The sequence below is a fragment of the Roseibium sp. SCP15 genome (genome assembly GCF_040329435.1).
In the GTDB taxonomy this organism is placed as follows: Bacteria; Pseudomonadota; Alphaproteobacteria; order Rhizobiales; family Stappiaceae; genus Roseibium.
Map to the genome: position 1 here is coordinate 1 of NZ_JBDZYI010000001.1, position 12,148 is coordinate 12,148.

Here is a 12,148-nt window from a genome sequence, read left to right on the forward strand (position 1 = left end):
CTCGTCAGCATCGGTGCCTTCGGTGTAGGCGGCCCCTGTTGTCAGCTCGCCGTCATGGTTGAAGCCGAACTGCATGGCCAGAGCCTTGAACTCGTCGGAGCCGTGATGGAGTTGCTGGAAGGCGGGCATCAGGTCGTCCTGGGCCAGGGCCTCGAGGGCCTCTGTCTCAAAGGCCGGATCGACTTCGCCTGCAAGGGCGGCCATGTCTTCACCGGCAATCTGCTCGTCGAAGACCATGACATCGGAGATGGTGCCGTTGAACTGCTGGTGGGCGGTGTGGGCATCATCGGAGCGCCAGGCCCCGGAAGCCCCGACCAGGAAGGCGCGCTCGTTCATGTCGAGGCCCTGCTTGAACTCGGGCTCGGCCGCCACCAGCTCGCCGTTGAGGTAGACCATCAGGCCGTCCTCGCCGAAGGTGACCGCCAGATGGTAGTCGGTGTTCTCCTCGACCTGGGTCGACTGGATCTTGAGATACTCGGTCGTGTCGTCAGATTGCTGGCGGACATAAATGGTGCCGTCCTTGAGCCAGACGGTCAGGTGTCCGCCCTCGTCATAGCCCGAGCCGTCCTTGGAAAAGAGGGCCTGGGACCCGGAGACATGATCGGCGTTGAAGGTCAGCGCGACCGTTCCGGCGGCAAGGTCCAGCGACGCCGGATTGCCCGCATCCAGGTAATCACCCTTCTCACCGGAGAACTCGTTGGAACCGGCAATGGCGAAGACCGGGGTACGTGTGGTGGACGCGCTTGACTGCATGCTTCTGACCTCCCGCAAGGCAATAGACGTGATCACATCGATCTGTTTCCGCTTTTGAAACAGGTGATCTGCGGGTGATTAACTTTTAAGACTTGTTTTGATGCGCTTAAGGGAAAAGGTCATTTTTGCTTCAAGTTTATTGAATGGTTTGGGAAAATTGTAAGTAAAATTAATAATAAAAAAGAGGGTTGAAATCCGGGGATGTTTATTAAAATTGCGCCAATTCTGTAGAAGTAAAAGATATTGTTTTGAAAAAGAAATTAAGTCTCGCGTGTAATTTTTCCCAATGCAAGTTTTGTCGGGTCAGTCTCGCGCAGGATTGCTCACGAGGCTTTCCTGAATTTCGAGACGGAACTGCGTTGAAAAAATTCTTCGGGAAATCCACAGGAACGCTACGTTGCCGAGGTCCCAAAACAAGAGCCGGCCGCGTGGCAAAACAGCAAAGCCGTAAGAATTCGAGAATGAATGGCATCGCACCTGAACAGGCAATGCGCTCTCCTGGAGTGAAGTGACCCGCGCGTCGATAAAACCGACGCACGGGCGGGAGCCTTGGGAAACGGGTGTTTCCTATCCGCCGAGCTTCACCCAACCGGCATTTTTTGCTGATGAACGCACGCACGCATCGATAAACTGAACACCTGCAAGACCATCGGCGATCCCGGGAACGAGGGAGGCGATTTCCTTGCCCTGCTGATGAGCACGAATGACGTCGGCGGCATCCTTGTAGAGATTGGCGAAACCTTCCAGGTAGCCTTCCGGGTGTCCCGGCGGGATACGAGTTGCCGGGTCGATGCTGTCCGACATTCCGGCGCCACCACGGGTGACGATGCGTTTGGGTTCACCGAAGGGTGTCACGTGAAGATAGTTCGGGTTCTCCTGATGCCACTCCAGTCCGCCCTTGTCGCCGTAGATCCGGATCTTGAGATTGTTTTCGTTGCCGGGAGCGACTTGAGAACACCAGAGCATGCCCCGTGCTCCGCTCGCAAAGCGCAGCATCACGTGGGCATTGTCATCTACCTGCCGGCCGGGCACGAAGGATTGCAGGTCAGCGGCCAGGCTTTCAGCTGACTGGCCGGTGATAAAGCAGGCAAGATTGTAAGCGTGGGTACCGATATCCCCTGTGGAGCCGCCTGCACCCGAGCGTGTGGGGTCCGTGCGCCAGTCGGCCTGTTTGTTGTTTTGTTCGACGGTTAGCCAGTCTTGAGCATATTCCACCTGGACGATGCGGATCGTGCCGAGGTCACCATTTTGCACCATTTCACGCGCCTGACGGACCATCGGGTAACCTGTGTAATTGTGCGTCAGGAAAAAGAGGGCGCTGGAATTTTCCGCTGCTTTGGCAAGTTTCTTGGCGTCGGCCAGCGTAGAGGTCAGCGGCTTGTCGCAAATGACATGGATGCCGCGTTTCAAAAACTCTCTTGCCGCAGGAAAATGAACGTGATTCGGGGTCACGATGGCGACGGCTTCAATGCCATCCTTCAACCGGGCTTCACGCTTGGCCATTTCCTCAAACGACGAATAGATACGGTCTTCCTTCAGGCCGAGAGCCCGTCCCGACTCCTGTGCTTTTTCAGGTGTTGAGGAGAGAGCGCCCGCCACCAGTTCATACTGACCGTCAATTCGCGCCGCGATCCTGTGTACCGCACCGATAAAGGCGTCCTTGCCGCCACCGACCATGCCAAGCCGGATGGGGCGTGCGTGCGGGTTGTCTTTTCCTTCGATTGCCATCTGGCTCCTCCTGTTGGCGTCGCGGTTTCAAGCGTGCCTTCACTGTAATCGATTACATTTCTATAAAGAAACCCCGCCCGATGGAAGCACTTGAATGCTGTTTCGACGAGCGGGGTCACTTTTCCTGGGTGCAAGGTCATTCTGGCGATAGGGTTTGACGGATCGAAACCGTGGCAGGATTTGCGCAGGGCCATTCTCCCGATACACCGGTGACCCGAGAGAAAGTGTGCCTGCGCAAACTCAGCTGATTCCCAACATCTTTCGGTTTGCTGCGTCGTCCGTACCGCCGTCGGCAAAGTCGTCAAAGGCTTTTTCTGTGACACGGATGATGTGATCGCGGACAAATTGAGCACCTTCGCGCGCACCATCCTCCGGATGTTTCAGGCAGCATTCCCATTCAACCACAGCCCAGCCATCAAAATCGTTGGCTGCCATCTTCGAGAATACCGCTCCGAAATCGACCTGGCCGTCACCAAGAGAACGGAACCGTCCGGCCCGATTGACCCAGGACTGATAACCTCCATAGACACCCTGGCGTCCGGTTGGATTGAACTCGGCATCCTTGACGTGGAACATGCCGATCCGGTCCTTGTAGATGTCGATATTGTCCAGGTAGTCCAGGCACTGCAGCACATAGTGAGACGGGTCGTAGAGCATCTTGCACCGGCTGTGATCGTTCAGCCGCTCCAGGAACATCTCAAAGGTGATGCCGTCGTGCAGGTCTTCACCCGGGTGAATTTCGTAGCAGACGTCTACCCCCATATCGTCGGCGTAATCGAGGATAGGCCGCCACCGTCTCGCAAGTTCGTCAAAAGCGGTCTCGACAAGACCCGCCGGGCGTTGTGGCCAGGGATAGATGTAGGGCCAGGCAAGTGCGCCGGAAAAAGTTGCATGGGCAGAGATGCCCAGATTCCGGCTGGCGGCCAGAGCCTGCTTTACCTGATCGACTGCCCAGGATTGGCGCGCCGCTGGATTGCCGCGTACCTCTGGAGTTGCAAAACCGTCAAAGGCGGTGTCGTAGGCAGGATGAACGGCAACGAGCTGTCCCTGGAGATGAGTGGAAAGTTCGGTAATTTCAACTCCGTTCTCCTTGGCGGTGCCAGCAAACTCTTCGCAATAGGTCTTGGAGCTGGCCGCTTTTTCCAGATCGATCAGTCGGCCGTCCCAACTGGGAACCTGAACACCGGCATATCCGCAATCGGCCGCCCATTTCGTGATCGCGTCCCAGGAGTTGAATGGTGCCTCGTCTCCGGCAAACTGTGCCAGAAACAACGCGGGGCCCTTGATTGTTTTCATGAAATCCTCCCGATGTTGAGGAAAAGGGGCCGGAACCCCATCGCGCAAAGTTCCGGCCCGAAGGTCACGGTCTTGTTCATGCCGTGACCTGGATGTCCCGAGCCTTAGAAAGGAGAATCCGGGAAGTAGTAGCTCTCGGCGTTCTCGCGTGTGATCAGCGTCGCGCCGAGAATGTAGCGGCCTGCAACAGGGCCATTGGACTTGAAGGCGTTGACCGTTGCGTCCATGGCTGTCGCGATCATTGCCGGCGGGTAAAGGACGTCGACCGGAATGAGTTCATCGCCATCCATGATGCCCTTGATGATTTCCTTCATGCCGGCGCCGCCAACAACAAACATGCCATTTCCATCGCGGCCGGCCTGCTTCAGGGCTGCGACCACACCAACGGCAATATCGTCATCCTGGGCCCACACGGCGTCGATATCCGGGAAGCGGGACAGGAAGTCCTGCATCACTTCAAAGCCGTCGTCCCGGTTCCAGTTGGCATGCTTGTGATCAAGAACATTGATGCCCGAGCCTTCGATTTCCTCCATGAACGCGTCAAAGCGCTCATTGTCGATGACAGTCGGAATACCGCGCAGGACAACGATATTGTCGCCCTCTTTCAGGCGGCCCTTCATGTATTGAGCCGAAACGCGGCCGAGTTCCGGGTTGTTGCCCGCTACATAGAGGTCTTCAATGCCCGGCTGGCTGAGGCCGCGGTCGACGACCGTGATCCAGGCACCGGACTTCTTGACGTTCAGGACCGGATCGGTGAGCGGCTCGGATTCAAAGGGAAGCACCACCAGTGCATCGATCTGGTGAACCGATACCAGGTCTTCCAGTGCACTTGCCTGTGCGCCGGGATCCGGAGAATTGACCAGAATAAGGTCGACATCCGGATACAGTTTCTCAAGACGTTTTTCGGCTTGCTCCGCGTGCCAGTTCATGCCGGCTGCCCAGGCATGGGTCGGGGTCGGGTAGCTGACGCCGATTTTGATCTTGTCTTCAGCAACCGCAGAACCTGCAAAAGCAAGCATTCCGGTTACAGCCATCATTCCCAAAGTTTTCTTCATGAGCATTGTTTCCTCCTCCAATGCTGACGAGTGGACGCACTTCTCCCGTCCGGTGCGAGCCGGTTCAAAATGAGGGGACGGGTCCCAGTTCAGTAGAGTGGCGTCAGGACTTTCCGCTCTTGCCGAGCTTCCAGTCACTGCGCTGCAGGAGAACCGCAACGATGATGATCAGGCCCTGCATGGTTCCATTCAGGTAGTTCGAGATCATATCGGTGAAGTTCAGAATGTTGCCGATGGTTGTCAGGATCAGTGCACCCAGGATCGTGCCGCCTATCCGGCCGTATCCACCTTTCAGCACTGTGCCGCCAATGATCACCGCTGCGATTGCTTCAAGCTCCCACAGGACACCGGTTGACGCCGACGCCGAACCGAGGCGGGGGACATAGATGATCGTTGCGAAGGACACACACAGACCCTGGATGATGTAGGTCAGTGTCTTGACCCGGTCGACATTGATCGCGGAGTACTTGGCGACAGCCTCATTTGAGCCGATTGCCGTGCAATAGCGCCCGAATGCCGTCCGGTTGAGCAACAGCCAACCGCAGATGGCAACCCCGATGAACACCCAGACAGGGAAGGGCAGCCCCAGGAAACTGTCATAGTAGACAGGTCTGTAGGTGCCGCGAATATCAAAGTTCAACGACAAGGTGCCGCCGTCGGCGAAGTAGGTGACGAGCGACCGGTATATGCCCATGGTGCCAAGCGTGACGATAAAGGCCTCGATCTTGCCCTTGGTTGTCAGGGCGCCGTTGATCCATCCGGCGCCAATTCCAAGCAGAATGGCGAGCCCGCAGCCGAGCAGCACCGTTGGAACTCCGGTTCCGAGCGTCTCCACGGCATTGTTCATTACAATGATCATGACCCCGGAAATGGCAGCGGCCATGGAACCGACGGAAAGGTCGATACCGCCCGCGGTAATCACGAAGGTCGCGCCGACCGCGATGATGCCGATAAAGGCCGAGCGGGTGAGCAAGTTGGTCAGGTTGCCTTCGCTGACAAAGGCAGGGTTCAGCATAAACCCGACAATGCAAAGTATCAGCAGCGCCAGCGCTGGTCCGAGCGTCTTGAAATCGATGGAAAACCGTTTGGCGGATTTGGCCGCTGTTTCTTCGGATGCGGTCATCATGGTCAATGGAGTTCCTCCCGTTTCAGCCCGGCGGCGTAGCGCATGATTTCGTTTTCGTTGATGTGGTCACCGGTCAGAACCCCGGTGATATGTCCTTCGCGCATCACCACGACCCGGTGACAGATCCCGATGATTTCCGGCATTTCCGAAGAGATCACCACGACGGACACGCCTTCTGCGGCCAGTGCTGCAATAAAGTGATAGATTTGCTGTTTGGTGCCGACATCGATGCCGCGTGTCGGCTCATCGATCACCACGATCCTGGGGTCGCATTCCATGATCTTGGCAAGCAGCAGCTTCTGTTGGTTACCACCCGACAGCTTGCCGACGGTGACTTCGGCATCGCGTGCACGGACATCGAACCTGCGGACAGCCCTGGTAAGTGCATCGTCTTCCGCCTTGCGGTCGATGGAGAAATTCCGAACGAATTTCGGTAAGGCAAACAGTGTCAGGTTGGGCCGCATCTTCTTATCCAGCAGCAGCCCCTTTTCCTTCCTGTCCTTGGTCAGGTACGCAAGGCCCGCATCGCGTGCTTCGGCGACCGACATGGGGGCCGTCTCGTGCCCAAACAGTCTGATCTCGCCGCTATCGACAGAAGACAGACCGCAGATTGCCTCGAAAACAGCGGTTCTGCCCGAGCCGACCAGACCGGAAAAGCCCAGAATTTCTCCCTTGCGCAATCCGAAGCTGACATTGGAAACGCCCGGCGCGTGCAGGTTTTTGACTTCAAGTACGAGGTCCGCGTCCACATCTGCTTCATGCATGGGCGGATAAAGGTCGGAAAGTTCTCGCCCCACCATCATCTGTGCCATCGTGTCCGGTGTCAGGTCTTGTGAAGGACGGGTATCTATCCACTGGCCGTCACGCAGGATCGTCACACGGTCGGCGATGGCTTTCACTTCATTGAGCTTGTGCGAAACGAAGACGATACCGACACCGCTTTCTTTCAGCTTTTCAACCTGGCGGAAGAACACTTCCGTTTCTTCTTCAGTCAGAACGGCGGTGGGTTCGTCCATGATCAGGATGCGAGCGTTGCGGCTGACCGCCTTGACGATCTCCACCATCTGCTTCTGAGCGATGGTCAGGTTGGAAATGCGGTCGGCCGGCGAAATGTCCAGGCCAATTTCATCAAGATACTTCTGTACGGTTCGCCGCATACCGGCGCGATCCAGGAAACCGTTTGATCTCATTTCGCGGCCAAGGAAGACATTTTCCTCCACGGTCATCTGCTCAGCGAGATTGAGTTCCTGGTGAATGAGCACGATGCCCAGCTTCTCCGCCGCACCGTTCGGGGGAAGGGCGGTCTGCCTGCCGTCCAGCCTGATCTGGCCGGAGGTCGGATCATGGAAACCTGACAGGATCTTCATCAGAGTCGACTTGCCTGCGCCGTTCTCGCCGATCAACGCATGCACTTCGCCCTCGCGCACATCCATGCTGACGCTGAACAGAACCGGCACGGGGCCAAAAGACTTGCTGATGTTGACAGCTTCAATGATCGCCGCAGGAGCGGACGCTTCCATCGACATTGATGATTCCTCCCAGGCGCCGGAACCCTCTTCCCCAAAGGCGCCATAATCATGATGTAAACGTTTTCATCATCGATGTAAACCTTTACATTGACGATTGTAAACCTTTTCATGAATCGTTTCAGGCACTATACCGCTAAGACAGTGTTGAGATTCATGCACTTAAATGAGCCCGCACTGCACAAAACCTGAGGGCAAAGAATGAGTGAACCGGTGGACCGGCCGGCGACAATCGAAGATGTTGCAAAGCTTGCGGGCGTTTCCATCGCGACCGTGAGCCGGGCCTTGCGGTCTCCGGAAAAGGTTGCCGAAAGCACGCGGAAGAAAGTCACCGCTGCAATCGCCCGAACCGGATACACCGCCAATGCGATGGCGCAGAACCTACGCATGCAGCGTTCGCAGATGGTTCTGGTACTGGCCTCGTCCATTGCCGACCCGAACTTCGCCGGCATCCTGACAGGCCTGGAAAAGGCTGCCAACGACCGTGGCTATGGCGTTCTGATCGGAAATACGGAAGGCACCACCGGATTGGAGCAGAACTACCTGCGTTTCATCTCAACGGGCATGGCGGACGGACTTGTGCTCTTGACCGGCCATGTGCCCGTCGCCGGAGAACCGCAGACACCTCTCACCAATCTGCCTCCAATCGTTGCGACAGAGCGCCCGGTTTCCAACACCCAGATCAGCTATGTCGGCGTTGATGACGTTGCCGCCTCCAAGATGGCAACCGAATATCTGATCTCTCTTGGCCACCGGCGGATCACCTTCATCTCCGGCGGACCGGCAGACATTCGCAGCGATTTGCGCCACTCGGGCTACAAGCAGGGGCTCAAGGAATCTCCCGAGAACCTGCGCGATTGGCGCATGGAGGGCGATGGCACCAGCGAAAGTGGCCGTGCTGCCGTCGAGCGCCTGTTTATCAAGGATGACTTGCCGACGGCTTTTTTCTGTTTCAACGACAACACCGCCATTGGCGTGATCTCCGCCCTGCAATTGCGGGGGTACCGGGTACCGGAGGACTTCTCCGTGCTCGGGTTTGACGACATCCCGTTCGCCAATAATTTTACCCCCGGCCTCACGACAATCCGTCAGCCGCGCCATCACATCGGTGAAAAGGCCATGAACATTCTTTTGGACCGCCTGGCAAATCGCACACTAACGTCTCAATCCCATTTGCTTCACGGTGACCTGATCGTTCGGGAGAGCTGTGCAGGTGTTGCCAAGCAACGGCGTTGAGAGCAGGGGGCACGCCCCGTAATCGCAGTGCCCTCTGAGTGGGAGGCGGAGACAGCAAGGCCTTAGATCGGCGCCAGATGGCTGGAAACCTCATCGAGAAAGGCGCGTGCGAGTTTCGACAGGCCGGTTTTACCGGCATAGACGGCATAGAGAGAAATCTCCGGCATCTGCCAGTCCGGAAGCACTTCGGTCAGTCGACCGGATTTGAGATCGTTTTTGCACAACAGGCCTGGTAGCTCTCCGATTCCTGTCCCGAATTCGATCGAGGTTTTTAGGGCCAGATAGTCATTTATTGCCAAGGTCGGCTCGAAGGTCGCTTCGTGAGATTGGTTGCCCTTTGTCAGGTGCCATGTCGTCTTCTCCTGCTCCTGAAATCCAAAGCCGAGAAGGCTGTGTAAGCAGAGGTCTTTTGGTCTTTGAGGGGCCGGGTTTACTGCGAGGTAGGATGGAGCTGCACAGAGCCGGTGCCGGTGACTGAGCAATTTGCGGATGACGAGGTTGGGGGCCGAAGGACGTGCGACACGAAAGGAAAGATCAATCCTGTCGTCGACGAAATCCAGCATGCGTTCGCTGACGAGAACCTGAACCCGCGCATTTGGCTGTTGCCGCAAAAACCGGTCGATTGGTTGGGCAAACAGCAGCTCCGTCAGATTGGGCGGAACTGATACTCTCAAAGTTCCGGCCAGGCTTTCCCGCTGGCTGCGGATGGCCTGGTTGGCATAACTCAGCGCACTGATGCCTTTGCTGCAAAGCTCGAAATATGTGGCGCCGGCGTCCGTGACCCGCAACGGTTTGCGCGACCTGTCCAGCAGCCGGATCTGCAATTCTTCTTCAAGTTCCGCCACCTTTCGGCTGACAGTGGACAGCGGCATTCGCAGAGTGCGTGCTGCAGCCGTGAAACTCCCCTGACGGACAACTTCGACAAAAACAGCGATGAAATCGAGGTGTTGCATGAGTTCCCATTTTTGGAATGTTGCTCCCAATATTAAGGGATATTCCAAAATGTGGAAGACAATTATCTCTTGATCAGGAAACTACTGACAGGGGTATTTCATGCACAATCGAGACGGAACGATCAATTACATCGAGTTCCCGTTGAAAGACGCTGAACTCACAAAAGCGTTTTATTCCAAAGTGTTCGGATGGACCTTTCAGAACTGGGGAGACAGTTATCTGAGTTTTGATGGTGCCGCTGTCGAAGGTGGCTTCAATGGTGAAGCCGGCACTCCGGTGACTTCACCTGGCGTTCTGGTGGTCCTTTACGCAGATGACTTGGAAGCAACCTTGCATGGGGTGAAAACTGCAGGGGGCACCATCCTCCGTGAACCTTACGAGTTTCCAGGCGGTCGCCGTTTTCATTTCTCTGACCCGAACGGAAACGAGCTTGCCGTCTGGACGGAGGTTAGCCAATGACCGTTCTTGTTACAGGGGCTACCGGAACAATCGGCGCGGAACTGGTTGGCCTGCTCGTCAAAGACGGGCTATCGGTCAAGGCTCTTTCTCGCTCTTCAGATCGTTTGTCACAGACCTTCGGCCAGGGAGTGGAGGCAGTGACCGCTGATCTCGAAGATACCGCAGCTCTCGGACGCGCCATGACAGGTGTGGAAACGCTGGTTCTGATTACACCGGCATCCGAAACAGCTGCCCGGCACGCTGCAAAGGCGATTGAAGCTGCGCGTTACAACAGGGTTCGGAAGATCGTCAGAATATCAGCCATCAAGGCTTCGCTGAAAGGACCAACCCACAATACGCGGCTGCATGCGCAAACTGAGGCGGACCTCATCGCCTCTGGCATTGATTATGTCATTCTGCGTCCGAACTACTTCATGCAGAACATGTTCCTGGCTGCAGAACAAATTGCAAAGACTCGTGCTTTTTCTTTTGCGACCGGGCAAGGGCGAATGGCAATGATCGACGCGAGAGACATTGCTCTTTGTGCTTTTCGTTGTGTTAAGGCCGGCGACTGGAATGGTCAGATTCTGGAACTGACTGGGCCTGAAGCCATCAGCTTCGATGAGGTTGCAGAACGCCTGTCCGACTTCCTTGGTAGTCCGGTCGAGTACAATCCGATCTCTCCGCAGACAGCTTTCGACTTTGTCGAAGCTGCCGGTTGGGGAGAATGGATGGCAGCCCTTACCCGAGACTACGGTGCTGCCTATGCCTCAGGCTGGGGAGACTTCACGACGGACAACGTGTCTTCTGTGACCGGGCAAACTCCACGCAGTTTTGACGCATTCGCACAAGAGGTTTTTCTGCCTGCCTTGATATCCCCTGTCCCAGAATAAGGAAAACTCGGGAGGTCACACGCGGATGAACGCTCTCGCAGGTATTGCAGCTGAAACGCGGGACAGAAGTTGGCTGGTCACCGCTCTGGTGCCCATATCGCCTCCAAACTCCATTGGTCTCAAGGCGTTATCCTCAAATCCTGAATCAACTGCTGAATTGATCAGTTCTGCCGCATCGGCCAGTTCCGGCCGGTCGAGTTTCTCCGCCAGGTAGTCCAGCATCAGGGCTGCGCTCAGGATGGCCGCAAGTGGATTGGCTTTGTCCTGCCCCATGATGTCGGGCGCGCTGCCATGCGCGGGCTGGAAGAGGCCTGTGGTGTCTCCGATCTCGGCGCAGGCCGCCATGCCCATTCCACCTACAAGTCCACCGGCGAGGTCGGACAGAATGTCCCCGAACATGTTCTCTGTAACGAGGACATCGAAATCCCAGGGTTTGCGTACAAGATCGAGCGCCTGAGCATCGACGTAATTGTAACCGGTTGGCACATCGGGAAAGTCCTGCCGCACTTCGTCAAACAGGTGACGAAAAAATGCCAGCGACGTGAAGACATTGGCCTTGTCGACGCACGTCAGAGTGCCGGGCCTGCCACGCTCCCGGCGTTTTCTGGCAAGATTGAAGGCAAACTGATGCAGCTTTGTCGTCGTCTTGCGCGTGATACGGAGAATATCCTGTACCTCATCATCGTTGACCACGAGGCTTCGGTCGTGAGCGGCGGCGGAATAGAACAACCCTTCCGTCGACTCCCTCAAAATGATCAGGTCGATATTTGCCGCACGCCGATCGGCAAGTCTTTGAGGGGCGTTCGGATAGGCCTTGACGGGACGGACACCTGCATAGAGCCCAAACCTGTCTCGCAGCCGGAGGTGAGGTGATATTTCGGTCCCATCCTGATGGCGGATGGCGGGCAGGCCGATGGCGCCCAGAAAGATGGCATCAGCAGCCTCTGCACGGTCTTCTCCATCTGGTTCGATATCGGTGCCGTTTTCCTTGAAATATCCGGCGCCGGCCTGGATCTCGTCATAGACAGGCGCTTTCAACCCGACCCTGGCCAGGGCCGCTTCGGTAACCGCCATGGCGGCCTCTGCAACATCGACGCCGATACCGTCACCTTTGATCAGGGCAATTCTCATTTTGGGTCTTCC

At 56.5% G+C, this 12,148-nt stretch carries 11 protein-coding genes; 3 read left to right on the forward strand and 8 right to left on the reverse strand.

Annotated features, from left to right (window positions below; genetic code table 11):
• The 6 genes from ABLO27_RS00005 to ABLO27_RS00030 form a co-directional block, all read right to left on the reverse strand.
• A partial coding sequence (locus ABLO27_RS00005) for a LamG-like jellyroll fold domain-containing protein (protein WP_353029730.1) occupies window positions 1-753 on the reverse strand: 753 nt, incomplete at its 3' end.
• Between the two features lie 567 nt (window positions 754-1,320).
• Complete coding sequence (locus ABLO27_RS00010) at window positions 1,321-2,481, reverse strand: Gfo/Idh/MocA family protein (protein ID WP_353029731.1); 1,161 nt, start codon at window positions 2,479-2,481, stop codon at window positions 1,321-1,323.
• Between the two features lie 240 nt (window positions 2,482-2,721).
• Window positions 2,722-3,777 (reverse strand): sugar phosphate isomerase/epimerase family protein, encoded by a 1,056-nt coding sequence (locus ABLO27_RS00015; RefSeq protein ID WP_353029732.1) that lies wholly within the window; start codon window positions 3,775-3,777, stop codon window positions 2,722-2,724.
• A 104-nt stretch (window positions 3,778-3,881) separates the two neighbouring features.
• Window positions 3,882-4,838: a substrate-binding domain-containing protein gene (locus tag ABLO27_RS00020; protein ID WP_353029733.1), complete on the reverse strand. Its 957-nt coding sequence runs from the start codon at window positions 4,836-4,838 to the stop codon at window positions 3,882-3,884.
• Between the two features lie 97 nt (window positions 4,839-4,935).
• Entirely contained in the window at window positions 4,936-5,958 is a 1,023-nt protein-coding gene (locus tag ABLO27_RS00025; RefSeq protein WP_353031649.1) for an ABC transporter permease, read from the reverse strand.
• 2 nt (window positions 5,959-5,960) lie between these two features.
• Entirely contained in the window at window positions 5,961-7,484 is a 1,524-nt protein-coding gene (locus tag ABLO27_RS00030) for a sugar ABC transporter ATP-binding protein (RefSeq protein ID WP_353029734.1), read from the reverse strand.
• 201 nt (window positions 7,485-7,685) lie between these two features.
• Between ABLO27_RS00030 and ABLO27_RS00035 the strand changes: the two genes are divergently transcribed.
• Window positions 7,686-8,720, forward strand: a complete 1,035-nt coding sequence (locus ABLO27_RS00035) for a LacI family DNA-binding transcriptional regulator (protein ID WP_353029735.1) — start codon at window positions 7,686-7,688, stop codon at window positions 8,718-8,720.
• Window positions 8,721-8,782: 62 nt separating this feature from the next.
• On the opposite strand, the gene ABLO27_RS00040 is transcribed toward ABLO27_RS00035, so the two are convergent.
• A complete protein-coding gene (locus ABLO27_RS00040) occupies window positions 8,783-9,673 on the reverse strand; it encodes a LysR family transcriptional regulator (RefSeq protein WP_353029736.1) in 891 nt (296 codons plus the stop codon).
• 100 nt (window positions 9,674-9,773) lie between these two features.
• Between ABLO27_RS00040 and ABLO27_RS00045 the strand changes: the two genes are divergently transcribed.
• Both ABLO27_RS00045 and ABLO27_RS00050 read left to right on the forward strand, forming a co-directional pair.
• Window positions 9,774-10,133, forward strand: a complete 360-nt coding sequence (locus ABLO27_RS00045; protein ID WP_353029737.1) for a VOC family protein — start codon at window positions 9,774-9,776, stop codon at window positions 10,131-10,133.
• Window positions 10,130-11,005, forward strand: coding sequence for an SDR family oxidoreductase (locus ABLO27_RS00050; protein ID WP_353029738.1), 876 nt, complete (start codon window positions 10,130-10,132; stop codon window positions 11,003-11,005). The genes ABLO27_RS00045 and ABLO27_RS00050 overlap by 4 nt, the downstream gene beginning before the upstream one ends.
• Before the next feature lie 15 nt (window positions 11,006-11,020).
• Here ABLO27_RS00050 and ABLO27_RS00055 read toward each other — a convergent pair whose 3' ends face one another.
• Window positions 11,021-12,136 (reverse strand): isocitrate/isopropylmalate dehydrogenase family protein, encoded by a 1,116-nt coding sequence (locus ABLO27_RS00055; RefSeq protein ID WP_353029739.1) that lies wholly within the window; start codon window positions 12,134-12,136, stop codon window positions 11,021-11,023.
• Between the last annotated feature and the right edge of the window lie 12 nt (window positions 12,137-12,148).